The 22,161-nt window shown below is 61.8% G+C and carries 27 protein-coding genes and 1 pseudogene; 14 read left to right on the plus strand and 14 right to left on the minus strand.

From position 1 onward, the window contains the following. Positions 1 to 33: 33 nt before the first annotated feature. Entirely contained in the window at positions 34 to 273 is a 240-nt protein-coding gene (locus AC1D1L_RS12410; RefSeq protein WP_477341612.1) for a DUF2188 domain-containing protein, read from the plus strand. Positions 274 to 352: 79 nt separating this feature from the next. On the opposite strand, the gene AC1D1L_RS12415 is transcribed toward AC1D1L_RS12410, so the two are convergent. After that, a complete protein-coding gene (locus AC1D1L_RS12415; protein WP_477341614.1) occupies positions 353 to 631 on the minus strand; it encodes a hypothetical protein in 279 nt (92 codons plus the stop codon). A 98-nt stretch (positions 632 to 729) separates the two neighbouring features. Then, on the minus strand, positions 730 to 1,698 hold the full coding sequence (locus AC1D1L_RS12420) for an alpha/beta fold hydrolase (RefSeq protein WP_477341616.1): 969 nt from the start codon (positions 1,696 to 1,698) through the stop codon (positions 730 to 732). Positions 1,699 to 1,869: 171 nt separating this feature from the next. On the opposite strand from AC1D1L_RS12420, the gene AC1D1L_RS12425 reads away from it, so the two are divergent. Together AC1D1L_RS12425 and AC1D1L_RS12430 are read left to right on the plus strand one after the other, a co-directional pair. Next, positions 1,870 to 2,610 (plus strand): competence/damage-inducible protein A, encoded by a 741-nt coding sequence (locus AC1D1L_RS12425; protein WP_477341618.1) that lies wholly within the window; start codon positions 1,870 to 1,872, stop codon positions 2,608 to 2,610. A 97-nt stretch (positions 2,611 to 2,707) separates the two neighbouring features. Beyond that, positions 2,708 to 3,541, plus strand: a complete 834-nt coding sequence (locus AC1D1L_RS12430; protein WP_192251083.1) for a universal stress protein — start codon at positions 2,708 to 2,710, stop codon at positions 3,539 to 3,541. 4 nt (positions 3,542 to 3,545) lie between these two features. Here the strand turns inward: AC1D1L_RS12430 and AC1D1L_RS12435 are convergent, their stop codons facing one another. Then, on the minus strand, positions 3,546 to 4,457 hold the full coding sequence (locus tag AC1D1L_RS12435; protein ID WP_477341620.1) for a LysR substrate-binding domain-containing protein: 912 nt from the start codon (positions 4,455 to 4,457) through the stop codon (positions 3,546 to 3,548). Positions 4,458 to 4,788: 331 nt separating this feature from the next. Here AC1D1L_RS12435 and AC1D1L_RS12440 point away from each other — a divergent pair, with 331 nt between their 5' ends. The 3 genes from AC1D1L_RS12440 (at position 4,789) to AC1D1L_RS12450 (ending at position 7,472) form a co-directional block, all read left to right on the plus strand. After that, on the plus strand, positions 4,789 to 6,192 hold the full coding sequence (locus AC1D1L_RS12440; protein WP_477341622.1) for a pyridoxal phosphate-dependent decarboxylase family protein: 1,404 nt from the start codon (positions 4,789 to 4,791) through the stop codon (positions 6,190 to 6,192). Between the two features lie 74 nt (positions 6,193 to 6,266). Next, complete coding sequence (gpt, locus tag AC1D1L_RS12445; RefSeq protein WP_477341624.1) at positions 6,267 to 6,767, plus strand: xanthine phosphoribosyltransferase; 501 nt, start codon at positions 6,267 to 6,269, stop codon at positions 6,765 to 6,767. A 207-nt stretch (positions 6,768 to 6,974) separates the two neighbouring features. Continuing rightward, a complete protein-coding gene (locus AC1D1L_RS12450; protein ID WP_477341626.1) occupies positions 6,975 to 7,472 on the plus strand; it encodes an NUDIX hydrolase in 498 nt (165 codons plus the stop codon). Positions 7,473 to 7,524: 52 nt separating this feature from the next. On the opposite strand, the gene AC1D1L_RS12455 is transcribed toward AC1D1L_RS12450, so the two are convergent. Both AC1D1L_RS12455 and AC1D1L_RS12460 read right to left on the minus strand, forming a co-directional pair. Next, complete coding sequence (locus AC1D1L_RS12455) at positions 7,525 to 7,842, minus strand: type II toxin-antitoxin system RelE/ParE family toxin (protein WP_477341628.1); 318 nt, start codon at positions 7,840 to 7,842, stop codon at positions 7,525 to 7,527. A 2-nt stretch (positions 7,843 to 7,844) separates the two neighbouring features. Then, positions 7,845 to 8,090, minus strand: a complete 246-nt coding sequence (locus AC1D1L_RS12460; RefSeq protein ID WP_192251095.1) for a type II toxin-antitoxin system ParD family antitoxin — start codon at positions 8,088 to 8,090, stop codon at positions 7,845 to 7,847. Between the two features lie 179 nt (positions 8,091 to 8,269). On the opposite strand from AC1D1L_RS12460, the gene AC1D1L_RS12465 reads away from it, so the two are divergent. From AC1D1L_RS12465 to AC1D1L_RS12475, 3 genes are read left to right on the plus strand one after another with little or no spacing between them, the layout of a single operon-like run. Further along, complete coding sequence (locus AC1D1L_RS12465) at positions 8,270 to 8,590, plus strand: ArsR/SmtB family transcription factor (protein WP_142864953.1); 321 nt, start codon at positions 8,270 to 8,272, stop codon at positions 8,588 to 8,590. After that, a complete protein-coding gene (locus tag AC1D1L_RS12470; RefSeq protein ID WP_477341630.1) occupies positions 8,587 to 9,051 on the plus strand; it encodes an SRPBCC family protein in 465 nt (154 codons plus the stop codon). Before AC1D1L_RS12465 ends, AC1D1L_RS12470 begins: the two co-directional genes overlap by 4 nt. Positions 9,052 to 9,073: 22 nt before the next feature. Continuing rightward, positions 9,074 to 9,487, plus strand: a complete 414-nt coding sequence (locus tag AC1D1L_RS12475) for a GFA family protein (RefSeq protein WP_477341632.1) — start codon at positions 9,074 to 9,076, stop codon at positions 9,485 to 9,487. A 44-nt stretch (positions 9,488 to 9,531) separates the two neighbouring features. Here AC1D1L_RS12475 and AC1D1L_RS12480 read toward each other — a convergent pair. From AC1D1L_RS12480 to AC1D1L_RS12490, 3 genes and pseudogenes are all read right to left on the minus strand, one after another. After that, positions 9,532 to 11,336, minus strand: a pseudogene (locus AC1D1L_RS12480) (ABC transporter ATP-binding protein). 525 nt (positions 11,337 to 11,861) lie between these two features. Further along, positions 11,862 to 13,544 carry an NAD+ synthase gene (locus AC1D1L_RS12485; RefSeq protein WP_477341634.1) on the minus strand — a complete coding sequence of 561 codons (1,683 nt, stop codon included), beginning with the start codon at positions 13,542 to 13,544 and terminating at the stop codon, positions 11,862 to 11,864. Between the two features lie 96 nt (positions 13,545 to 13,640). Beyond that, entirely contained in the window at positions 13,641 to 14,354 is a 714-nt protein-coding gene (locus AC1D1L_RS12490; protein WP_477341636.1) for a DNA-3-methyladenine glycosylase I, read from the minus strand. A gap of 100 nt (positions 14,355 to 14,454) precedes the next feature. Between AC1D1L_RS12490 and AC1D1L_RS12495 the strand changes: the two genes are divergently transcribed. Both AC1D1L_RS12495 and AC1D1L_RS12500 read left to right on the plus strand, forming a co-directional pair. Next, positions 14,455 to 15,018 carry a DUF1003 domain-containing protein gene (locus tag AC1D1L_RS12495; protein WP_477341638.1) on the plus strand — a complete coding sequence of 188 codons (564 nt, stop codon included), beginning with the start codon at positions 14,455 to 14,457 and terminating at the stop codon, positions 15,016 to 15,018. Beyond that, positions 15,015 to 15,620, plus strand: a complete 606-nt coding sequence (locus AC1D1L_RS12500; protein ID WP_352585870.1) for a DedA family protein — start codon at positions 15,015 to 15,017, stop codon at positions 15,618 to 15,620. The genes AC1D1L_RS12495 and AC1D1L_RS12500 overlap by 4 nt, the downstream gene beginning before the upstream one ends. 3 nt (positions 15,621 to 15,623) lie before the next feature. Here the strand turns inward: AC1D1L_RS12500 and AC1D1L_RS12505 are convergent, their stop codons facing one another. The 3 genes from AC1D1L_RS12505 to AC1D1L_RS12515 all read right to left on the minus strand — a co-directional run bounded on the left by AC1D1L_RS12505 (position 15,624) and on the right by AC1D1L_RS12515 (position 17,117). Next, positions 15,624 to 16,217: a hemerythrin domain-containing protein gene (locus AC1D1L_RS12505; protein ID WP_477341640.1), complete on the minus strand. Its 594-nt coding sequence runs from the start codon at positions 16,215 to 16,217 to the stop codon at positions 15,624 to 15,626. Between the two features lie 41 nt (positions 16,218 to 16,258). Further along, complete coding sequence (locus tag AC1D1L_RS12510; protein ID WP_477341642.1) at positions 16,259 to 16,618, minus strand: diacylglycerol kinase; 360 nt, start codon at positions 16,616 to 16,618, stop codon at positions 16,259 to 16,261. A 79-nt stretch (positions 16,619 to 16,697) separates the two neighbouring features. Then, complete coding sequence (locus AC1D1L_RS12515) at positions 16,698 to 17,117, minus strand: GFA family protein (RefSeq protein ID WP_436260152.1); 420 nt, start codon at positions 17,115 to 17,117, stop codon at positions 16,698 to 16,700. Positions 17,118 to 17,440: 323 nt separating this feature from the next. Here AC1D1L_RS12515 and AC1D1L_RS12520 point away from each other — a divergent pair, with 323 nt between their 5' ends. The 3 genes from AC1D1L_RS12520 (at position 17,441) to AC1D1L_RS12530 (ending at position 19,745) form a co-directional block, all read left to right on the plus strand. After that, positions 17,441 to 18,511 (plus strand): GGDEF domain-containing protein, encoded by a 1,071-nt coding sequence (locus tag AC1D1L_RS12520; protein ID WP_112567235.1) that lies wholly within the window; start codon positions 17,441 to 17,443, stop codon positions 18,509 to 18,511. 105 nt (positions 18,512 to 18,616) lie between these two features. Continuing rightward, positions 18,617 to 19,015: an antitoxin Xre/MbcA/ParS toxin-binding domain-containing protein gene (locus AC1D1L_RS12525; protein ID WP_477341645.1), complete on the plus strand. Its 399-nt coding sequence runs from the start codon at positions 18,617 to 18,619 to the stop codon at positions 19,013 to 19,015. Beyond that, positions 18,975 to 19,745, plus strand: a complete 771-nt coding sequence (locus AC1D1L_RS12530) for an RES family NAD+ phosphorylase (protein WP_477341647.1) — start codon at positions 18,975 to 18,977, stop codon at positions 19,743 to 19,745. The genes AC1D1L_RS12525 and AC1D1L_RS12530 overlap by 41 nt, the downstream gene beginning before the upstream one ends. Positions 19,746 to 19,802: 57 nt before the next feature. Here AC1D1L_RS12530 and AC1D1L_RS12535 read toward each other — a convergent pair whose 3' ends face one another. The 3 genes from AC1D1L_RS12535 to AC1D1L_RS12545 all read right to left on the minus strand — a co-directional run bounded on the left by AC1D1L_RS12535 (position 19,803) and on the right by AC1D1L_RS12545 (position 22,078). After that, positions 19,803 to 21,176 (minus strand): class II 3-deoxy-7-phosphoheptulonate synthase, encoded by a 1,374-nt coding sequence (locus AC1D1L_RS12535; RefSeq protein WP_477341649.1) that lies wholly within the window; start codon positions 21,174 to 21,176, stop codon positions 19,803 to 19,805. Between the two features lie 135 nt (positions 21,177 to 21,311). Further along, the gene (locus AC1D1L_RS12540; protein ID WP_477341651.1) at positions 21,312 to 21,743 is read right to left on the minus strand and encodes a DUF3995 domain-containing protein; all 432 of its coding nucleotides are present in this window, start codon (positions 21,741 to 21,743) and stop codon (positions 21,312 to 21,314) included. 2 nt (positions 21,744 to 21,745) lie between these two features. Further along, positions 21,746 to 22,078, minus strand: a complete 333-nt coding sequence (locus tag AC1D1L_RS12545; protein ID WP_192251155.1) for a DUF962 domain-containing protein — start codon at positions 22,076 to 22,078, stop codon at positions 21,746 to 21,748. Positions 22,079 to 22,161 lie beyond the last annotated feature (83 nt).

Genomic DNA, 22,161 nt, shown 5'->3' on the forward strand with positions numbered 1-22,161 from the left:
CGCATTGAACGAACGGACGAACCGGAGGATTTCATGGCGAAGCTGATTTACAAGATCGTCGAGCATGACGGGGGCTGGGCCTACAAGGTCGGTTCGACATTCTCGGAGACATTCCCCACCCACCAGGACGCTCTGCGCGCCGCCGAGATCGCCTCGGCCGAGCAGCAGGTCGCCGGCGCGACAGACGGCATCCAGTATGAGGATGCCGACGGCAAGTGGCACGACGAACTGGCCGACGGCCGCGATCGGCCACAGACCGAAGTTTCCGACTAATCCTTGGTTGTTTGATATCGCTGCCGGCCGTGGATGCCTGTTTCAGGCATCCTGCCGGTCAGTCGAGAGTCTGCGTCGATTATTTGCCGCAATACTGATCGTTCACGTTGGGCCTCACATTTCCGTAGGGTCCTGACGGTGCAGAGGCACACGGCCCGGCAGAGCCGATATAGTCCTGGCCGCGTGAGCCGTCGGCATTGATGCTGCCGGTGGTGCTCTGGTCGACCGTCGAGGACTGCTCGTTGCCGAACGGCCACCAGCTGCGATGGTTGGAGGAGGTTCCGTCAGATGATTGAGCCATCGCCGACGTGGCGAGACCGATCGTCAGAACAGATGCTGCGAAAAGTTTCCTGTACATTGAATTACTCCGTATCTGCCGGCCTTGGGTGCGACACGGAGTAAATCCGGACATCCGCCGAATGGTTCAGTGAAATTGTCGTGAGGCCGCGGTGATGCCTATGGCAAAAATGCCCGCTCGGCGATGCGCGTGATGAAGGCGATGACGCGGTCCGGCTCGGCGAATTGCGGCATGTGGCCGAGGCCATCGACCGTCTCGGAATCGAGCCCGCCGATCCTGTCCTTCATTGGCTCTCCGTGGATGCGCATGTCGATGACGCGATCGGCAGTACCGAAGAAAATGCCGGCCGGCATGGCGATCTCGCCGTAACGCTGCTCAATGCGGCCAAGATCCTCTTCGACCGCCACGAAATCGGTGGAGGTCGCATGGAAATGGCTCGGCCTCAGCCCGAGCCATCCGCCACCATGGACCATGTAGTCGGCGGGAACGGCCTGAGGCGCGAAGATGAACTCCAGGGTCTGCAGCGCATATCGGAGGCTTGTCGGTACAGCGACGGTATAGGCCATGATCCGGCGCCATAGCCGCGAGCGGATATAGAGCAGGCCCGCCTTCTCGCGCACGCCGGCTTCCAGATGCGTCAGCGGCGCCAGCAAGGCGATGCCGGAAATCGCCTCGGGATGTTCCACCGCCAGGGTCAGCGTGACGGCGCCGCCTAGCGAATGGCCGACCACGAGCGGCCTTTCCAGTCCGAGCGTTTCGATGAAGCGCCTGACGATCTCGGCCTGTTCCGGCAATCGGCCGGTGGCTCCTCTCGCCCGCACCGAATAGCCCGATCCCGGCCGGTCGAGCGCGATCAGCCGGTAGCCCGGGCCAAAGCGGCTAAACAGCGTGTGCCGGAACTGGTGGAGCTGCGCGCCAAGTCCGTGCACGAACACGATCGGCCGCCCCTCGCCCGTTTCGACATAGTGGATGCGGTTGCCGTCGATCTCGACGAACTGTCCGCTGGCCGACACCAGTCTTTCGGCCTTGGCCGCAATCCAGAGCGTCGCCGCCACCAGGCAGGCGGCGATGACGAGAGCCAGCAGAAGCAGACCGCCAAGCAGCCACAGCAGAATCGATACCAGCATGTTTCACCGGGAGCGAACCAGCGCGCACCATCACCCACCGCCGGACACACGGCAAGGCAGCCTGCCGGCTTCTGACGGCATTGCCGCCCGTCCCATGTCGCGCTATCTCAGGCGATCTTGTCTGCCCAAGGCGATCCGTCTGCCCTGAGGCACCTTCCACCGGAGCCTTCCATGCCCGAAATCGTCACTGCCGCCATGCTCGTCATCGGCGACGAGATTCTGTCCGGCCGCACCAAGGACAGGAACATCGGCCACCTCGCCGACATCATGACGGCCATCGGCATCGACCTGAAGGAAGTGCGCATCGTCCCCGACGAGGAGGACGAGATTGTCGCGGCGGTGAATGCCGTGCGCGCTCGATACACCTATGTCTTCACCACCGGCGGGATCGGCCCGACGCATGACGACATCACCGCCGATTCGATCTCCAAGGCCTTTGGTGTTCCATGCGAATACGACGCCAAGGCCTATGCCATGCTGGGCGAGAGCTATGCCGCGCGCGGCATCGAATACACCGAGGCGCGCAAGCGCATGGCACGCATGCCGCGCGGCGCCGACCATATCGACAACCCGGTCTCCGTCGCGCCCGGCTTTCGTATCGGCAATGTCCATGTCATGGCCGGCGTGCCGGCGATCTTCCAGGCCATGCTCGACAATGTCGTGCCGACGCTGAAGGCCGGCACCAAGATGCTGTCGGCCACTGTCCATTGCCCGTTCGGCGAAGGCCTGATCGGCGGCCCCTTGGGCGACATCCAGAAGGCGCATCCCGACACGATCATCGGTTCCTACCCGAAATATGGCGACGGCAAATTCTGGACGGAGTTGGTCGTCCGCGCCCGCAGCCAGGAGGCGCTGGATTCGGCGCGCAAGGACGTTGAGGCGATGGTGGCCGGCTTCACCGCCGCCAGCTGAGCTGGGTTCGCGGCCCATCGCCGAGCCGGAACCAAGCGCCATACTCTGACGTTTTCCCTCGGGCGCATCAGGCGCCGGCAGATTTGAGGGATTTCCGATGCGCTTCAAGACCATCGTCGCCATATTGCAGAACGAACAGGATGCCGAGCGCGTGCTCGACTGCGCCATCCCGCTTGCCGACCGGTTTGAAAGCCATCTCATCGGCATTCATGCCGAAGCGCTGCCCGTGCCCTACACTTCCGCCACCGGCTTTCCCGACACCGAGTTCCTGCAGGTCTCCGCCGACATGAATCGCGAGCGCGCCGAAAAACTGCAGGCGCTTTTCCTCGGGCGGATCGAAAAAACGGGCCTTTCCTTCGAATGGCGCAGCCTCGAGAGCTTTTCGGGCGACAGTGCGCTGACCGGCATTTCCAGCGTACGCGCCGCCGATTTGATCATCGCCGCGCAGCGCGAGACCGGCGGCGATCCGAGCGCCGATGTCGACACGCTGGTCTATGATGCCGGCCGGCCGGTGCTGGTGGTGCCGCATGAGGGTCCACTCGTCACCACATTCAAACATGTGCTGCTGGCCTGGAACGGCAGCAAGGAAGCCGCACGCGCCGCCTTCGACGCCCTGCCCTTCATCATCGAAGCCGAGAAGACCGATATTCTGGTTATCGATCCGCCGGATACACTGGACGACAATCCGGAGGCCGCCGGCGCGGAGATCGCCGCGGCGCTCTCCCGGCATGGCGCCACCGTCAGTGTTTCGGTGCAGCAGTCGGGCAATGCCTCGATCGATGACGTCATCCAGACCCGGATCGCAGAAACCGGCGCCGACCTTCTGGTGCTCGGCGCCTACAGCCATTCCTGGCTGCGCCAGCTTCTGTTCGGCGGCGTGACACGCACCGTGTTGCGCACCGTGCCGGTGGCGGCTTTCCTGTCGCGCTAGCAGGTCAAGAATTCTGGCGCGTAGCAAAATACGCCCGAACATGATCAACGATGGTGGAAGTCACGTCATGCGGCGCGTGAGGACTGAGCCGCAAAACTACGTCATAGTAACCAACAGACGGAAGGCCTTGCTCAGGCCCGAATGGCGCCAGTTCGGGCGACAAGGCTACAATCGGCAACGGCGCAACTGCCAGCCCCGCCATTACCAGCGCGAGCTGGCCTACAAGATTCTCACTTGTACAAACGATCTGATAAGAGATGCCGGCTGCGTCGAGCGCATCGATAGCTGACTTCCGCCAGATGCAACTCGCCGGACCTGCGGCGACCGCCAGCGGACGACGGAGATGGGCGGTTCCATGTGCAAGGCCTGCCCACACAAGCCGATCTCTATGGATGGCCGTGTCGGGCCATCCAGCTCGATCGGTCGCGCCCGCGGTCACCAGTGCCACGTCCAGTTCGCCCTCATCCAGCATCCGCGACATCGTGCTGCTCGTGCGGCACATCACGCTGATCTCCACTAGCGGATAGGCCGCTGTATAGCTGGCGAGAACCGAGGGAAGGAACGCAACGGCATATTCGTCCGTCATTCCCAGCCGCACGGCGCGTCCGTGCAACAGGCGATTGAACCGCACTATCGCCTCTTCGGCTATTCCAAGAGCGCGCCGCGCATAGGTCAGAAGCGCTTCACCTGCTGGCGTCAACATTATGGAGCGCCCCTGATGCACAAAGATCGGCTGTCCGATCTGCGTTTCGAGTCGCTTCATTTGCATGCTGATGGCAGATGGCGTCCGGTGCACTATTCGGGCAGCGCCGACGAAACTGCCTGTGTCGACAACCGCCATCAGGGTACGCAGCAGCGCGTTGTCCAGCCCCAATAGAACACCCGAATCTGGCCGTAAGCGTGCGCGGGTCGACATGAGTGGCAAGCCCCAATTCGCCAATTTCGCTGATGTCTAGTGTAAGTCCTTTTCGTTTGTCGGAGCAATCAGCACTGGTCAAACTGAGTAAATCCAAACGGACCGATCGGGTTCAACGCACATGGTGGCCCCGCCAGCAGCGCCCTACTCGTGTGGCACTGGCAATCGTCTACGGTGGATTCCGACCCGCGGATTTGAATTTGGCAGGTTTCGGGTGGTTGACTGAGAAATCCTCCGGCAACTTGGCGAATGGGTTCTTCCAGCACCAGATTCATCGCACTGGTGGGCCGCCCGGAGAAACGCCCACGACGAAAGAGAAGGAACCCACTCAATGAACACGGCGCTCAATCTCGCATACCATGCAGCACGGGCATGGATCGACGGACTGGATGATCGTCCGGTGGCGGCCACGGCCAACCTATCGGACCTCAAGCGATCTTTCGTCGGTCCATTGCCGCCCGATGGCAGCAGTGCGGAGGACGTGATCCAGACACTTGTCAAAGACGCCGGCGTCGGGATGCATGGTAGCGCAGGTGGACGCTTCTTTGCCTGGGTGATTAGCGGCGGGCTGGAATCTGCACTGGCGGCCGACTGGCTCGTTGCCACCTGGGATCAGAACGCAGCGCTCTATTCTGTCAGTCCTGCATCCGCAGTAATCGAAGAGACAGCCGGCCAATGGGTCAAGGAACTGCTCGATCTGCCGCGCGATGCGTCTTTTGCTTTCACCAGTGGTTGCCAGATGGCGCACATGACGAGCCTTGCCGCTGCGCGGGCCGCGCTACTCAAGCGCGTCGGCTGGAATGTGGAAGAGGACGGGTTGTTTGGAGCACCTGAAATTAGAATACTCACGAGTGACCAGCGGCACGTCACCATAGACCGCGCGGTGCGCTTTTTGGGAATCGGCCGCAACGCCATTGAACAATTGAAAACGGACAAGGATGGGCGCGTCTCTCCCGCGGTTCTCGATAGCGCGCTTTCCGAAAATTCCAAGCCGGCCATACTCGTGCTGAATGCCGCCGACTTGAACATCGGCGCATGCGACCCGTTCAAGGACTTGATCCCAATGGCACATTCGGCCGGCGCCTGGGTTCACATCGACGGCGCCTTCGGTCTCTTTGCACGCGCGAGCCGAACGTACCGCCACCTGCTCGATGGCGTGGAAATGGCCGACAGCTGGGCGACAGACGGCCACAAATGGCTGAACGTTCCCTTCGATTGCGGTATCGCGATCATCGTCGATCGCAACGCGCATCGGACTGCGATGACATCGAACGCCTCCTATGTCGCGCCGGTAACTGTCGCGCGGGACCAGATTGACTGGAATCCGGAGTACTCTCGCCGGGCGCGCGGCGTTCCCGTCTATGCCGCGCTCAAGGAACTCGGCCGCAACGGCGTGGAGGCGCTGGTGGATCGCTGCTGTGCGCATTGTGCCAGCATCGTGGAGGGAATTGGAGAACTACCGGGCGCAGAGATTCTGGCAAGACCAACACTCAATCAAGGTCTGCTCAGGTTCAGCCGGCCGGACTTGTCGCCCGAGGAGAACGATGATTTTACCGACGAAACAATTCAAAAAATCAACGCGACAGGCGAAGCCTTTTTCTCCGGCACGACATGGCGAAACCGCCGCGCCATGCGCGTCAGCGTGGTCAACTGGCGCACAAGCGAACAAGACGTACGGCGAGCGATCGCTGCCGCAACTTCTGTGCTAACGCCGGAATCAGCTACGCCCATTTAACCGAAGCTTGCCAATGCCCTGACTTTCCAGTTAATTCCGCGCGCATTCCATAGTGTAGCGCGCGGAGTGCACGAATGTCTCTTCCTGAAAAAGCCTTTCCGGTCTCCTGGGACCAGTTCCACCGCGATGCCCGGGCGCTCGCCTGGCGGCTTGCCGGCGCCAACAAGGGTCAGTGGAAAGCCATCGTCTGTATCACCCGCGGCGGGCTTGTTCCCGCGGCCATCATCTCGCGCGAACTTGGCATCCGCGTCATCGAGACGGTCTGCGTGGCCTCCTATCACGACTACACCAGCCAAGGGCAGTTGCAGGTGCTGAAGGAGATCACACCGGCGCTGCTCACCGATGACGGCGTCGGCGTGCTGATCATCGATGACCTCACCGACACCGGCAAGACGGCCGGCATCGTGCGCGCCATGATGCCCAGGGCGCATTTCGCCACCGTCTACGCCAAGCCGAAAGGCCGGCCTTTGGTCGACACCTTTGTCACCGAAGTCAGCCAGGACACCTGGATCTACTTTCCCTGGGATATGGGTTTTACCTACCAGAAGCCGATCGCCGACGATCACGCCGGCTGATTCGCAGCACCCCTTTATCCGCCCAAGTGGCAAGGCCCGCGCAGTTTGCTGTGGAAACTGGCGCCGCAAGACACAATATTCTGTTGAATCGACACCTGTTGGCGAATTTTGACGGGTTGGTGTGACCTTTTTTACTTTTATGACCTACACTTCGCCGTAAGATTCGTGTGACGGCAAACGATTCTGAGGGCTGGGGTAGCTTCTCCGATGCTGACGAGACCAACGACGCACAGCCATATGGCCGAAAGGGTCCAGCGCCTCTTCGGCACCGCGCCGTGCCGTCTTCAGGTTGCCGCGCTACCCTGGCGCACCACCGAAAACGGCATCGAAATCATGCTGATCACCAGCCGCGACACCGGCCGTTGGGTGCTGCCCAAGGGCTGGCCCGAGGCCAGGGAACCGCTCTGCGAGGCCGCGGCGCGCGAGGCCGGCGAGGAAGCCGGATTGCGCGGCAAGATCTCTCATTTCGAGGCTGGCCGCTACTTCTACGCCAAGGCATTGGCGTCCGGCGAGGAAGTGCCGTGCGAAGTGCTGGTGTTTCCAATGCAGGTCGAGCGCGTCTCCGACCGCTGGAAGGAAAAGCGTGCACGCACCCGCAAATGGGTCAATGCTGCCGACGCCGTGCGCATGATCAACGAGCCGGATCTTTGCCAGATCATCACGAATTTCTGCGCCGATCCGCAGAAATTCGTCGTTAGAACCTAGACACGGCGCTAGGCTTCTAGCGGCACACTAACGCTTTCCGCCGGCCGCTACTTCATGCGTCGCCATCGTCTTCCGCGAATAGTGCATCAATATCACGATGTCCCTCTATGATGTTGGCCCCCTCAAGATAGTTTTCGCGATAGCGGAAGAAGATCACATAACCCCGGCACGGAACGCTCCGCACATCTGGCCGTAGTTCCGGGCGTGCCCGGCCGATGGTCGCCGGCAAGGTCGCCAGGTCGCGGCATTTCTGCCGCAGCGCGCTGACAAATCGCATAGCGATCTGCAGGTTGCCGCTTTCGTAGGTGATGTGCTCCAGCAAATGAACAAGGTCGGCCTGTGCCGACGGCAGCATTCGCAGGCGTGGCATGCTTAGAAACCCGCCTTTGCCAGTTCCTCAGCCTTGGCTTCAAGAGCGGCATCGATGGCGTCTTCAGAAGCCTCACCGCCTTGAGAAAATGACCTGTCGAGCATGGCGCTCAGCGCCTTCAGTTTTTCCTCGCGCTCCTCGACCAGACGCAAGCCTTCGCGAACGACCTCACTCGCCGAACCATAGCGGCCGCGCTTAACGATTTCCGCGACGAACGCCTCCCAGCGATCTCCCAATGACACGTTCATAGCACATCTCCTGTCAGTAAGTACGATATGCCAATATCAAAAACTGCGCAATTAATGACATAACCATCTCTCATTCCGGCGCCGAAACGCCGGCTACCTCATTTCAGCCTAACATCGACAGCCGCGCTTGACATGCAGGTATTTACCTGCATATTGTCATTGCAAGATGAGTGAGACCGATGGACGCCGACAAGGTTTTCAAAGCGCTGGGCGACCCGACACGCAGAAAGCTGCTTGATCTTCTGTGCGAGAAGAACGGGCAGACGCTGGGCCAGCTTTGCGAAAACCTCGATATGGCCAGGCAATCCGCGACGCAGCACATCGATCTTTTGGAGGCGGCCAATCTGATCAGCACGGTCAAGCGTGGCCGCGAAAAGCTGCATTTCATCAACCCCGTGCCGCTGCACGAAGTCTACGAGCGGTGGGTGCGCAAATTCGAACGGCAGCGGCTGAGCCTGCTGCACGACCTGAAACAAGAACTCGAAGGAGACGACCAATGACCCGGGAAACCACCAGCTTTGTCTATGTGACCTACATCCGCTCGACGCCGCAAAAGGTGTTCGAGGCCATAATCAGGCCCGATATCGCCAAGCGCTACTGGGGCCACGAGAACGTCTCCGACTGGAAACCCGGCTCGAAATGGGAACACATCCGCGCCAATGACGAGCGCACCGTCGAACTCGTCGGCAAGGTGGTCGAGATCTCGCCGCCGACCCGTCTGGTCATGACCTGGGCCAACGCGTCCCAAGCCGATGACCCGACCAAACAAAGCCGGGTGACCTTCGCCATCGAGGAATATGACGCCATGGTCCGGCTCACCGTCACCCATGATGAGCTCGAAGCCGGCAGCGGCATGGCCAAGGGCATCAGCCAGGGCTGGCCGGCCGTGCTGTCCAGCATGAAGTCCTTCCTCGAAACCGGCACTGGAATCGACCTTTTCGCCAAGCCGAAATCGGCCTGAACCAGCCAACGGGAGAACGACGATGACCAGGCATTTTACCGGCGGCTGTGTCTGCGGCGCGATCCGCTATGAGGCGAGCGGGGAGCCGATCTTTCAGAATCACTGCCAATGCCTCGATTGCCAGAAGCGCAGCGGCACGGGCCATGGCTCCTATGTGACCTTCGGCCGGCGCGACGATGTAAAGATCACCGGCCAACCGAGCACCTGGCGGATGATCGCCGACAGCGGAAATGAGAAGATCCAGGCCTTCTGCCCGACCTGCGGCACGCCGCTCTACCTGACCTTCGTCGCCATGCCGGAACTGACGGCGATCAACGCCACCAGCCTCGACGATCCCGGCCAGTTCAACCCGCAGGCGGTCACTTACACCGTTCGGGGCCACGCCTGGGACACGATCGATCCCGTGCTCCAACCATTCGAGAGAATGCCTGGATGAACCAAGCAGAGCCCTATCCCCTCGGATAGGGCTCTGCTTTCAGCTCAGACCACCAGGCCCTTGGTCAGTTCCAGTGCCTGGCGCTCGAACAGGCGGCGGTAGATGCCGCCCTTCAGCCGGATCAGCTCGTCATGCGAGCCCTCCTCGACGATCTTGCCGCGATCGAACACCAGCAGCCTGTCCAACGCTCGCACCGTCGACAGCCGGTGCGCGATGACCAGCGTTGTGCGGCCGACCATCAGCCTCTCCATCGCCTGCTGGATCAGCACTTCCGATTCCGAATCGAGGCTCGATGTCGCCTCGTCCAGGATCAGGATACGCGCGTCCGCCAGGAAGGCGCGCGCGATCGCCACGCGCTGACGCTCGCCGCCCGACAGTTTCACGCCGCGTTCACCGACCAGCGTGCCGTACCCCTTCGGCAGGCTGGTGATGAAGTCATGCGCACTGGCGAGCTTCGCGGCATGCTCGATCACGCCTGTGTGGCGTTCGGCCGGGCATAGGCGATGTTCTCCGCCAGCGAGCGGTGAAACAGGATCGGCTCCTGCTGGACAATGGCGATCTGCGCCCGCAGCGACGCTTGCGCCACCTGCGAGATGTCCTGCCCGTCGATCAGGATCCTACCGGCGCTGACGTCATAGAGACGCTGGATCAGCTTGACGAAGGTCGTCTTGCCCGAGCCGGAATGACCGACCAGCCCAACGCGTTCACCGGCCACAATGTCCACCGAAAAGTCGCGGTAGAGCGGCAAGCGATGACTGCCATAGTGGAAGGTGACGTTGCCGAAGCCGATACGACCATCGGTGATCCGGATCGGCCGAGCGCCGGGCCGGTCCTCGATGCCGAGCGGTTGCGACTGGAAATCGACCATTTCCTCCATGTCGTTGATCGAACGCTGCAAATTGCGGATATGCGTGCCGATATCCCGGAGATAACCCTGCAGGACGAAGAACGAGGTCAGCACGAAGGCGACATCGCCGGCGCTCGCCTGGCCCCAGGCCCACAGCATCAGCGACAGCCCGATCACCGCGGTCCGCAGCACCAGAAGCATGGCGCCTTGCGTGGTGCCGTTGATGGTGCCGCGCACCCAGGTGCCGCGCGTCCGCGCGCGCCATTTGGCGACGACCTTGGCAAGCCGGGTTTCCTCGCGCGTCTCGGCGCCAAAACCCTTGACCACGGCGTTGCAGCTCACCGCGTCGGCGAGCGAGCCGCCAAGCCGCGTATCCCAGCTGTTGGCGAGCCGTGCCGCGGGCGCGACATAACCGAGCGACAGCATCGCCGTCACCATGATGAACAGCACCGAGCCGACCGCGACGACCAGTCCCATCAGCGGCCAGAACCAGCCGGGCAGCAGCGTCGAGCCGATCAGCATGGCGACCGACGGCAAAAGCGCGATCAGGATCGTGTCGTTGAGCAGGTCGAGCGCCCACATGCCGCGCGTGATCTTGCGCACCGTCGATCCGGCAAAGCTGTTGGCGTGCCAGTCGGTGGAGAAGCGCTGCACGCGATGGAACGCGTCGGCGGCGATGTCGGCCATCATCTTGAGCGTCAGCTCGACAATGCCCATGAAGGCGAGGTTGCGCAGCACCACGCCGGTCAGCGCGAGGCCGATGAGCGCGAAGAAGGCTGCCATCGCGGCATTCCACGCGACATCGTCGGCCGCCGCATTGCTGGCGACGGCATCGACTAGCCGGCCGGAATAGAGCGGCGTCAAGACGTCGGCCAGCGTCGACAGCAGAAAGCCGCCCATGATCAGCGAAAGCCGCCAGGGCTGGCGCCGCCAGTGGCTGAGCGTGAAGCCAAGAACGCTGCGAAAGACGCTAGCGCGCAGATCGATTCGAAAACGAGCCATGATGTCATCCGGGCGCAAACGCGCCCGGTCCCGGTAAAGTCGAAAATTGAAAACCGCGCTGGGCAATTCGCCCGGGGCTGCGGAGGTTCGGCATAGGTGGCGGGCGCCCTGGATATCCGGTGGCGACCGGTATCGGCAGAAGCCTGTACTCGATCCGGCATCGGCGCGAAGGACTGACCCTCGCCGGACGCCGGTAGAGACCTAGGCTTCGCGGCCTCGCATTACCATGTGAAATACTGCCATTCGGACCTCCCGCAAGACAATTGCGGAGCGGTCCTTATAGAGACGCCATGACGGATCGCCAAGACGGGCGCACGCCCAAAGCGCAACTGGTCCAACCAGTGATGTTATTTTGCAACAACAGATATGGAGGACTGTCACGGCACCACCGGACAAGCTTTCTGGTCGCGATCGCAGTCGTAAGGTCGGTGACGGATTTGAGGTCGACGAAATCGACCTCCATCCCGTCGCTGAAGTGATGCCGCCCCTGCTCTCCCCCAAGGGTTCTCGAATTAAATCAGGATTTTAGCCGCGATCCCTGAAACGGTTGGTGATGGGATAGCGGCGGTCGCGGCCAAAATTCTTCCGGGTGATCTTCACGCCCGGCGCCGCCTGCCGGCGTTTGTATTCTGCAATGTAGAGCAAATGTTCAACGCGCGTCACCGTCGCCCGGTCATGGCCGCGCGCGACGATGTCGTCGACGCCCATCTCGTTTTCGACCAGGCATTCCAGAATATCGTCCAGCACCGGATAGGGCGGCAGCGAATCCTGGTCGGTCTGGTTCTCGCGCAGCTCCGCCGACGGCGCCTTGTCGATGATGTTTTTCGGGATCACCTCGCCCGACGGCCCGAGCGCGCCCGGCGGCAGATGGCTATTGCGCCAGCGCGACAGCGCATAGACTTGCATCTTGTAGAGGTCTTTTATCGGGTTGAAGCCGCCATTCATGTCGCCATAGAGCGTGGCATAGCCCACCGACATCTCGCTCTTGTTGCCGGTGGTGACCACCATCGAGCCGAACTTATTGGAGATCGCCATCAAGATCGTGCCGCGCGCGCGGCTTTGCAGGTTTTCTTCGGTGATGCCTTCCTTGGTGCCTTCGAAGAGCTGCGTCAGAGCATGCAGAAAGCCTTCAACGGGCTCGAAGATCGGCACGATGTCATAGCGGCAGCCAAGCGCGCGGGCGCAGTCCTCGGCGTCCTTCAGCGAATCCTTCGAGGTATAGCGGTAGGGCATCATCACCGCGCGTAGCCGCTCCTCGCCGAGCGCATCAACGGCCAATGCGGCGCAGATCGCCGAATCGATACCGCCGGACAGGCCGAGCACGACGTTCTTGAAACCGTTTTTGTTGACGTAATCGCGCAGGCCCAGCATGCAGGCGCGGTAGTCCGCTTCCTCTCGCTCGGGTATTTTCGACATTGGCCCTTCCGAGCAGACCCAGCCGGCATCCGTGCGCTTCCAGGTGGTGACGTCGACAGTCTCCTCAAACTGGCTCATCTGGAAAGCCAGCGTCTTGTCGGCGCCGATCGCAAAAGAAGCGCCGTCGAAGATCAACTCATCCTGGCCGCCGATCTGATTGGCATAGATCATCGGCAAACCGGTTTCGATGACCTGGCGGATAACGACCTGATGGCGCACGTCCATCTTCGCGCGATAGTAGGGCGAGCCGTTCGGCACCAGCAGGATTTCCGCTCCGCTTTCAGCCAGGGTTTCACAGATGCCGACGTCGCCCCAGATGTCCTCGCAGATCGGAATTCCGATGCGCACACCACGGAAGTTGACCGGTCCCTGAGCCTCGGGTCCGGCCTGGAAGACGCGCTTCTCGTCGAACTCACCATAGTTGGGCAAATCGAGCTTGTAGCGCTCGGCCAGGATCTTGCCGCCATCGGCGAAGATGATCGAATTGTGGGTGCCGCTCTTGCGCTTCAGCGGCGTCCCGATAATGACGCCCGGCCCGCCATCGGCGGTGTCGTTGGCGAAGTCTTGCGCAGCCTTTTCGCAAACCTTGAGGAAGGCCGGCTTCAGCACCAGATCCTCGGGCGGATAACCGGCAAGGAAAAGCTCGGTGAAGAGCACGATGTCGGCGCCCTGGCGGGCCGCATCCGCCCTCGCCTCGCGCGCCTTGGCAAGATTGCCGGCGACATCGCCGACCGTGGGGTTGAGCTGGGCGACAGCGATGCGCAGAATATCGGGAGCGGTCTTCTTGGTCATGCCTGCGGTTTAGCGCGGCAAAATTGCCCCGGCAATGGCGTTCGTTTGGACCAATCCAGACCGATCGAGTTCGATCGTGTCCTGAGGGCGACAGCCCTACTCGCCCATGTATTCGCGCAGCGCCTCCGGCGAATGGTTCTCGCCGATCGACATCGCCAGGATGCGCGAGATGTGCCGGCGCGGCAGGCCAGTTTCCTGTGCCCATTTGTTGATCTGCGCCTGGATCTTGTCGAGATCCCTCTTCGACGTCGGGCTTTCGGCGATGTCGAGGCCGGCGTCGCGCAGGGCGGCCGCCATATCGACCGAGATGACGAAAGCATCCCATTCCAGCCAGCGCAGGAAATATTGGCCGGTGTTGCCGCCGAGCCGGCTGCCATGCTTGCCGAGATACGCCATCAGCCCGACCTGGTCGTCGGCGGGCCACTCGGCCAGGAACTTGCCGAAGCCGCCATGCTCCTTCGACACGCGCTCGACGAAGGCGGCGTTGTCGCGCACCGATTTGATCTTCTGCGGATTGCGCACGATGCGCTTGTCGGCCGTCAGATCGTGCCAGAAATCGTCGGGCTGGAACAACAGTCGCTTCGGCTCGAACTGCAGGAACGCTTCCTCGAAACCCGGCCATTTCTGCTCGATGACGCGCCAGACGAAGCCCGCGGCAAACACCCGCTCGGCCATCGTCGACAGGATGCGGTCATCGGTGATTCTGGCCACGGCGGCGTTATCGGGCGAAGGCCCGAGCAGCGACGTCAGCACGGCGTCGCCGCCTTTGCGTTTTGCGGCACGGGCACGAATCTTCTGGAAGTCTGCCATTGCCGCCCTGCTTCAGTATGGATGGACGCGGCAATCTACCACTTCCCGTGCGCACCGGTAGCCTCTAGGTCTAGGCCAGACGCTGACCATGGAGGCGACCATGCATAAGACCGTGCCCGAACTGGCCGACCGCTGGCTGAGGCGAACGCCTGAGACCCTCAGCGAGCTTGAGCGGCGGGTCTTGCAAAGCACCGTCGACCGCAAGCCGATCTCGCAGGACATCAACGACAGTCTCGCCGGGCTTCAGGGGGCCGGCGACCGGATCGCCGATGCCATTGCCCGCGTCGGCGGTTCGTGGACGTTCATCCTGTCCTTCATCGCCTTCCTGGTTCTCTGGATCGGCGCCAATTGGTGGCTGCTGGGGCGAGATTCGTTCGACCCCTACCCGTTCATCTTCCTCAATCTCGTCCTGTCGATGATCGCCGCCCTGCAGGCGCCGGTGATCATGATGTCGCAGAACCGCCAGGCCGCGCGCGACCGCATCGACGCCGCGCACGACTATGAGGTCAATCTCAAGGCCGAGATCGAGATCATGGCGCTGCATGAAAAGCTGGACGAACTGCGCCACAGCCAGATCATCGGCGTGCGCGAGGACATAGCGCGCCTGGCCGAACAGATGAGCCGCATCGACGAAAAACTGTCGGGCCGGCAAACGTCTCAATGACCGGGATCGTCCATCACCTCATCGAGCAATATGGGCTTATCGCGGTTTTCCTCGGCTGTGTCGCCGAAGGCGAAAGTGCGGCCATCCTTGGCGGCTTCTTCGCCCACCAGCATGTCTTCGTCCCTTGGAAGGCTTTCCTCGCGGCCGCCATTGGCGCCTTCGTCGGCGACACGTTTTTCTTTGTCCTCGGCCGCAGCTTCGCCGATCATCCCAGGGTTCTGAAACTGAAGGCGCGGCCCGGCTTCAACCATGCCTACCGCCTCGTCTCGTCGCACCCCAACATCTTCGTGCTGTCCAACCGCTACATCTACGGCCTGCGCCTGGTCGGCGGCATCGCCGCCGGCTTCGCCAGCATATCGGTGCCGCGCTTCGTCATCCTCAACGCCATCTCGTCGCTGGTCTGGGCGGCCTTGTTCTGCGGCATCGGCTATGTCTTCGGCCTCGGCGCCGAGCAGATGGTCGGCAAGGCACTGCTCCATCACGAAAGGTTGCTGATCGCCCTCGGCATTGGGCTCGCCGTCGCCATCCTTGCCTGGCTCATCGCCCGCACCGTCGCCGGCAAGGAGCGCGCCAAGGACGCTCGCGAGAGCGAAGCCGGCTGAAGCTCAGTCGTCGTCCTCGACCAAAGCGCGGTCGCCACGGTCGAGGATCAGCGGGATGATCAAATCCTCCTCGTCGGCAAGATGCCGCTTCAGCATGGCGATCAGCCGGCTGTTCTCGTCGGCATAGGCATCGGCGGCGAAGCGCTGTTTGTCCTCGCTCTCCTCAAGCGTGCGGATGAAGGCGTTCGCGGCCTCGGCATTGCGCTCCAGCCCGTCATGGATGGTGTGGTGATCGGCATCGAGTATGTCAAAGCCCCGCTTCAGGCGCGGCTCGGCCTTGGCGAAAGCCGGGAAATATTGATAGTCCTCGACATTGTGGTGGCCGTCGAGATTGCCGAGGAAATGGTTGAGGCGTGGCGCGAACCAGCGCGCGAAATCCGGCGCCGTCAGCCGACCTTCGCGATAGTCGCCAATGCCGTTGGTGAGCATGCCGCCGAGCTCGCGAAACATGTCGTGCCGCTGCAGCCACAAATTGGCGAGGCCATGGATGTTGGCGTGACCCTGCCAGTTTTCGCGCGGGTATTTCTGCGCCAGCCAGCGCAAATCGTCCGGCAGGCCGGCACGTTCAAGCAAGAGGGAATTGGCGGCTTCGCTCAACGTCAGTCTCCTTTAGTGACTGACAGATAGGAACGCAGGTTCTAGATCGGTAGTCCTGTGATGCGCTCGATGATGGCGATGCCCCAGACGCCGGCGACGATGATCACCGAAATCAGCACCGCCAGCGAGCCGCAATCCTTGGCAAGCTGGATGTCGACGTTGAACTCGCGGCTGAAGGCATCGCAGGCAGCCTCGATGCCGGTGTTCAGCACCTCGACCATGATCAAAAGCAGCACGGCGCCGATCAGCAGCGCATAGCCCCGCCACGACACCGAGACGAACCAGCCGAGCGGCAAGGCGAGCACGAGCAGCATCAGTTCCTGCTGGAACGCCTTTTCGCTGGTTGCGAGCTTGCGAAAAGCCCGCACCGAATTGAAGAAAGCATCGATCAGCCGCTGCATTGCCCGCGCATCCCCTTCGAATCACCGGCAGGGGATATCGCAATGGCTGGATCAAGGGAATAAGGCAGCCATACCAAAATCATTCGTCCGCAACCTTGATGGTCGGCGTCGACCTCTCGAACTGCGGCAGCCCATCGTCGATCGTATAGTAATCGCCCTTGTCGCCGACGAAGATATGGCATTCGCCCTCGAGCCCGGTCGGCCCATCGAACGACCCGGCCAGAACCGAGACGTAGGCATCCTGGCCCGGCTTCCAGAACAGCACCGAGCCACATGTCTTGCAAAAGCCGCGCCGGGCAAACGAAGATGCTTCGTACCAGGTGATATTCTCAGACCCTGTTACGGTGATGTTGTCATCGGCGACGTTGGTTGCGGCGTAAAAATGCCCGCTCTGCTTGCGGCACTGCGAGCAGTGGCAATAGATCACGCCGCGCAGCGGCCCGCGCGTCTGGAAACGCACCGCCCCGCACAGGCAAGATCCGCTGCTGATATCACTCATCCCTGCCCTCCACCGGCCATCGTTCACGGCTTCACCGCCACCGGAGAGGATTTCAGTTTTGCGGCGGCCAGGTACGAGCAAATGCGACACGATATTGGCGTGTTCGCGCTTCTCCCCTGCAGCCTGAAGTAGAATAGTCGCGTTACCTAGCGGCACATTAAGGAAACTTTAGCGCCAGCGCATTTATGGTCGTTGCCAAGCGAAGGCCGCGATGGGGACGCGTCCTTGGTAAGATGATCCGAAATACGGCTGGTTCTCCCCCGGTCGGCGACATCTCGCACGCGCAAGTTTGCGATGGTTCCCAGGGGTAGAGTGAACAGAACATGCAGCCGGCAGCCGCCCAGACCGACCGAAACAGCGACATTGCAACAGCTGTTGTGACGACCATGCGCCAGCTTGGCGTGCTCGGTCTGCCGCGCAATTACGAGATCTTCTACGAAGCGCTGAAAGGCACCAATCGCGAACTCAGCCTTGCCGTCGTGGCGCTCGGCAACCGGCCGACGCAGGACGATCTCGACCGCATCGGCCGCGCCTTCTTTGCCCAGCACCATGGTCCAGGCATTGTCGAGCAGGCACGCGATGTGCTGGCCAGGGAACTCGAGGATATCGCCTTGCTGCTGCGAAGCGAACGCAGCCATATCGAGAAATACGGCAAGATCCTCGATGAGACGTCGAGCGGCCTCGCCAACCGCAGCCTGCTTTCACAGGATCTGCTGCAGAAGGTCGCCAACGCCATGGCGGTCGCCACCAATTCGACCCTCGACCATGGCAGGCAGGTTGCCACCACGCTCAGCGACAAGACGGCGGAACTGGAGAGCGTCAAGTCGAAGCTCGAGGAGTACAAGCGGCTCGCCGACACCGATCCCTTGACCCATATCTGGAACCGCCGCGCCTTCGACAAACAAATCACCGGGATTTACACCTCCAACAGGGGCATCCTGTTCAACGCGCTGATTCTTGCCGACATCGACCATTTCAAGGACATCAACGACCGCTACGGCCACCCGGTCGGTGACAAGATCATCCAGATCATCGCCGAAATCTTCCAGACCAGCATCCGTGAAGACATGTTCGTTGCCCGCACCGGCGGCGAGGAATTCGCGCTGATCATCGAGGGCGCCAGTGAGGATACCACCTACGAGATCGCCGAACGCATCCGCGTGCTGATCGAACAGACGCCCTTCACCAGCAGCCAGACCGGCACCAATTACGGCACGGTGACCGTTTCCATGGGCATCTGCATGGCTTCCGAGGCCGAAAGCCCGGAAGATCTCTACACCAAGGCGGATCGGGCGCTCTACCGCTCCAAGGTCGGCGGGCGCAACCGCGTCACCAGGCATTCGACAATGGCCGGCCGCACTGGCAAGAACTGGCTGCTCTACAAGAAAGACTGACGCTTCGGCGCACAGCCTATTCGCGGACGTGGACAAATTTATCGAGCACGGTCTCTTTCCATATGAATTTTCATGGCCTATATTTTCTATGGAAAGAGAGAGGCCATGTCTGTTTCACAACCCAATGCTGCCGCCCCCGATATCACCGCAAAGACGGCCGAAAACGCGGTTCTGACCAAGGCCACGCTGCGCGCTGCCGAGCTGCTGGACATAACGGCCAGGACGCTGGCGTCGATCATCGGCGTCTCGGAAGCCACGGTTTCGCGCATGCGCAGGCAGGAATTCCTGCTCGAGCGCGGCACCAAGCCATTCGAACTCGCGGTGCTGTTCGTGCGGCTGTTCCGTTCGCTCGACGCCATTGTTGGCGGTGACGAGGCGATCGCCCGGGCATGGCTCAAGAACACCAACACGGTGTTCGACGGCAGCCCGCTTGAAAAGATCCTCACCATCACCGGGCTTGTCGATGTCATTGCCTATCTGGACTCCCGACGCGCTCTCGTCTGAAGCCGTACGGCTCGACGGCAAATACTGGCGCATGGTCGAGGCGCAGCACCGCGTCTCGACGCTGAAAATCGTCGACACGCTGGACGAACAGGCGCTGATCGAGGATCTGATCGAGGAGACCAAGCCGCAGATCCCCATGGAATGCCGGCATCTCCACTATCTCCTGGCGACGCCCTTTCGCTACGGCTCGATCTACCCTTACGGCTCGCGCTTCCGCCGCGCCGGCCGCACCCTGGGCGTCTATTACGCGGCGGAGACGATCATGACCGCCGTCGCCGAAATGGCCTTCTACCGCTTGCTGTTCTTTGCCGATTCGCCCGACACGCCGTGGCCGCACGACGCCGCCGAGTACACCGCCTTCGCCGCGGCGATCCGCACCCACAAAGCCGTCGACTTGACGCGGCCACCGCTTGACCGCGACCAGGCTCAGTGGACGCATCCGATCGACTATGCCGCCTGCCAGGCCATTGCCGACGTTACGCGCGAGGCCGGGCTGGAAGCGATCCGCTACCGCTCGGCGCGTGATCCCAAAGGCGCCAACGTGGCGCTGCTGACATGCCGCGGCTTTGCCAAGGCCAAGCCTCTGGAGCCGCATACCTGGCGCATCCGGCTCGGCTCGTTCGGCGTGCAGGCGATCTGTGAGTTTCCGGAAAGGCGCATCGAGTTTTCCAGAACCGCTTTCGCCAATGATCCCCGGCTCAACGGCCTGCGTTGGGAACGCGGCCGCTGATCAACAAAAAAGCGCCGGATTTCGCCCGCGCTTTTTCTCTTCAGCCTGCAAACAGGTTCAACCGTTGGCTACCTGCTTGTGCTGGACCGGATGGCTCTTCTTCAACAGGTCGGAGACCAGGAACGCCAGCTCGATCGCCTGGTCGGCGTTGAGGCGCGGGTCGCAATGGGTGTGGTAGCGGTCCTGCAACTCCTCGGCGGTGATGGCACGCGCCCCGCCGGTACATTCGGTGACATTCTTGCCGGTCATTTCGACATGGATGCCGCCTGGATGCGTGCCTTCGGCGCGATGCACCTCGAAGAAGGTCTGCACTTCCTTGAGGATGCGGTCGAACGGCCGCGTCTTGTAGCCGGCGGCCTCGATGGTGTTGCCGTGCATCGGATCGGATGACCACACCACGCTGCGGCCTTCCTTCTGCACCGCGCGCACCAGCTTCGGCAGATGGTCGGCGACCTTGTCGGAACCGAAGCGGGCGATCAGCGTCAGCCGGCCCGGCTCGTTCTCCGGGTTGAGCAGGTCGATCAGTTCCAGCAAGCCGTCCGGCGTCAGCGAGGGACCGCATTTGAGGCCGAGCGGGTTCTTGATGCCGCGGCAATATTCGACATGCGCATGGTCGGGCTGGCGCGTGCGGTCGCCGATCCAGATCATGTGGCCCGACGTGGCGTACCAGTCGCCAGAGGTCGAATCGACGCGGGTCAGCGCCTCTTCATAGCCGAGCAGCAGCGCTTCGTGGCTGGTGTAGAAATCGGTCTCGCGCAAGGCGTAGTTGGTCTCCGAGGTGATGCCGACGGCCTTCATGAAATCCATCGTCTCGGTGATGCGGTTGGCGAGCTTGCCATATTTCTCGCCCTGCGGGCTGTCGGAGACGAACCCCAGCATCCAGCTATGCACGTTCTCCAGGCTGGCATAGCCGCCCTGGGCGAAGGCGCGCAACAGGTTGAGCGTCGCCGCCGACTGGCGGTAAGCCATCTCCTGGCGGGCCGGGTCGGGAATGCGCGACTTTGGGTCGAACTCGATGCCGTTGATGATGTCGCCGCGATAGCTCGGCAGCGTCACCTCGCCCTTGGTCTCGTTGTCGGACGAGCGCGGCTTGGCGAACTGGCCGGCAACGCGGCCGACCTTCACCACCGGCTGCGCGCCGGCGAAAGTCAGCACCACCGACATCTGCAGGAAGACGCGGAAGAAGTCGCGGATATTGTCCGCGCCATGCTCAGCGAAGCTCTCGGCGCAATCGCCGCCCTGGAGCAGGAATGCGTCACCGGCAGCGACAGCTGCAAGCTGCTTCTTCAGTTTGCGCGCCTCACCGGCAAAAACCAGCGGCGGAAAGGTGGCGAGCTGGGCTTCCGTATTCTTCAGCGCGACAAGATCCGGATAGGCAGGAACCTGCTTGATCGGCTTTGCTCTCCAAGAATTCGGCGACCATTTCGTCATCGCTGCACCCAAACGCTCTTTCCAGCGAGCTGTTGCCCGCCATTCCCGCCCCATATGGGGATCGCGGCTCCATACACGAAGCCGATTTCCTATTCTAGACCGGAATTCAAGTGCTGGCGAATGGTGGCCGGCGGCTCACTCTGCTGCCCGCGACAAAGCGAGATAGAAAAGGCCCAGCCCCAACAGCAGGCATGACGGACTGTAGAACCAGCTGTCGTAGCTGGCAAAACGTGTGGTCCGGACCCGGTTGAACAGCCCGAAATACCGGGACCAGCTCAACGCTCGCGAGGTGAAGATAAGCGCCCACAAGATGATGCCGGCCTTCAGCAAGGATTGCGGTAATGGCAGGTGAACCGCACCGGCGAAGCCAAGAACCAGCAGCACCAGCGCCAGGATCAACCCTATCGCCATCGCCCCAAAGGCCGTCTCCTTGATGGCGGGAGTGCCGTCCTCGCGTTGCGGCAACGCGACGCCGGCGCCAACGCGCCCACCGAAACCCCAATAGAGATGAAAGCCCGCCCCGAGCAGCAGAATGGCCGAGCAGAAAGCGACGACCACGCTCGCCATGCCTATCGGGCGACCTCGTTCAACCGCCGGAGCTGGCGACCGAGCCCGCCCGTCAGATCGAGAGCAAGCATGCGCAGCAGCGCGATGGCGCTCCACAACGGCCGATCCGCGAACGGCTTGTTGCTGTTGTGCTCGAGGAAAGGGTGAGTGAGAAAAGCCGCGACATAGAAGAACGGAATGATGACCAGAAAGGCCCACCAGACGACCAGAAAGGATGCGGCGATCCCTGCGAGCGGCGCGAAAAACAGGCCGATATAGTGGATAAGCCGGGTAGAAGCTTTTGAATGGCCGGCAAGATAACCGAGCCAGTATTCATCGAAGGTCTGCGGGTTCATGGATTTCCCCGTTCAGCGATGAGTTGCAGAATCCATCTGACGCCTTGGGCCCAAATACCTCAATGGCTCCAATCGTCGCAGAC

The sequence above is a fragment of the Mesorhizobium sp. P2_D6 genome (assembly GCF_056404315.1).

Excerpts from the sequence above, each read along its gene's own strand:
- AC1D1L_RS12510 (WP_477341642.1), bottom strand. The coding sequence starts at position 16,618 with ATGCAGCGGCTGATCGATGCTTTCTTCAATTCGGTGCGGGCTTTTCGC.
- gpt (WP_477341624.1), top strand. The coding sequence starts at position 6,267 with ATGTCTCTTCCTGAAAAAGCCTTTCCGGTCTCCTGGGACCAGTTCCAC.
- AC1D1L_RS12470 (WP_477341630.1), top strand. The coding sequence starts at position 8,587 with ATGACCCGGGAAACCACCAGCTTTGTCTATGTGACCTACATCCGCTCG.
- AC1D1L_RS12540 (WP_477341651.1), bottom strand. The coding sequence starts at position 21,743 with ATGGCGAGCGTGGTCGTCGCTTTCTGCTCGGCCATTCTGCTGCTCGGG.
- AC1D1L_RS12495 (WP_477341638.1), top strand. The coding sequence starts at position 14,455 with ATGCATAAGACCGTGCCCGAACTGGCCGACCGCTGGCTGAGGCGAACG.
- AC1D1L_RS12475 (WP_477341632.1), top strand. The coding sequence starts at position 9,074 with ATGACCAGGCATTTTACCGGCGGCTGTGTCTGCGGCGCGATCCGCTAT.
- AC1D1L_RS12525 (WP_477341645.1), top strand. The coding sequence starts at position 18,617 with ATGTCTGTTTCACAACCCAATGCTGCCGCCCCCGATATCACCGCAAAG.
- AC1D1L_RS12520 (WP_112567235.1), top strand. The coding sequence starts at position 17,441 with ATGCAGCCGGCAGCCGCCCAGACCGACCGAAACAGCGACATTGCAACA.
- AC1D1L_RS12485 (WP_477341634.1), bottom strand. The coding sequence starts at position 13,544 with ATGACCAAGAAGACCGCTCCCGATATTCTGCGCATCGCTGTCGCCCAG.
- AC1D1L_RS12450 (WP_477341626.1), top strand. The coding sequence starts at position 6,975 with ATGCTGACGAGACCAACGACGCACAGCCATATGGCCGAAAGGGTCCAG.
- AC1D1L_RS12440 (WP_477341622.1), top strand. The coding sequence starts at position 4,789 with ATGAACACGGCGCTCAATCTCGCATACCATGCAGCACGGGCATGGATC.
- AC1D1L_RS12545 (WP_192251155.1), bottom strand. The coding sequence starts at position 22,078 with ATGAACCCGCAGACCTTCGATGAATACTGGCTCGGTTATCTTGCCGGC.
- AC1D1L_RS12415 (WP_477341614.1), bottom strand. The coding sequence starts at position 631 with ATGTACAGGAAACTTTTCGCAGCATCTGTTCTGACGATCGGTCTCGCC.
- AC1D1L_RS12430 (WP_192251083.1), top strand. The coding sequence starts at position 2,708 with ATGCGCTTCAAGACCATCGTCGCCATATTGCAGAACGAACAGGATGCC.
- AC1D1L_RS12455 (WP_477341628.1), bottom strand. The coding sequence starts at position 7,842 with ATGCCACGCCTGCGAATGCTGCCGTCGGCACAGGCCGACCTTGTTCAT.
- AC1D1L_RS12425 (WP_477341618.1), top strand. The coding sequence starts at position 1,870 with ATGCCCGAAATCGTCACTGCCGCCATGCTCGTCATCGGCGACGAGATT.
- AC1D1L_RS12460 (WP_192251095.1), bottom strand. The coding sequence starts at position 8,090 with ATGAACGTGTCATTGGGAGATCGCTGGGAGGCGTTCGTCGCGGAAATC.
- AC1D1L_RS12530 (WP_477341647.1), top strand. The coding sequence starts at position 18,975 with ATGTCATTGCCTATCTGGACTCCCGACGCGCTCTCGTCTGAAGCCGTA.
- AC1D1L_RS12435 (WP_477341620.1), bottom strand. The coding sequence starts at position 4,457 with ATGTCGACCCGCGCACGCTTACGGCCAGATTCGGGTGTTCTATTGGGG.
- AC1D1L_RS12500 (WP_352585870.1), top strand. The coding sequence starts at position 15,015 with ATGACCGGGATCGTCCATCACCTCATCGAGCAATATGGGCTTATCGCG.
- AC1D1L_RS12465 (WP_142864953.1), top strand. The coding sequence starts at position 8,270 with ATGGACGCCGACAAGGTTTTCAAAGCGCTGGGCGACCCGACACGCAGA.
- AC1D1L_RS12420 (WP_477341616.1), bottom strand. The coding sequence starts at position 1,698 with ATGCTGGTATCGATTCTGCTGTGGCTGCTTGGCGGTCTGCTTCTGCTG.
- AC1D1L_RS12515 (WP_436260152.1), bottom strand. The coding sequence starts at position 17,117 with ATGAGTGATATCAGCAGCGGATCTTGCCTGTGCGGGGCGGTGCGTTTC.
- AC1D1L_RS12490 (WP_477341636.1), bottom strand. The coding sequence starts at position 14,354 with ATGGCAGACTTCCAGAAGATTCGTGCCCGTGCCGCAAAACGCAAAGGC.
- AC1D1L_RS12410 (WP_477341612.1), top strand. The coding sequence starts at position 34 with ATGGCGAAGCTGATTTACAAGATCGTCGAGCATGACGGGGGCTGGGCC.
- AC1D1L_RS12535 (WP_477341649.1), bottom strand. The coding sequence starts at position 21,176 with ATGACGAAATGGTCGCCGAATTCTTGGAGAGCAAAGCCGATCAAGCAG.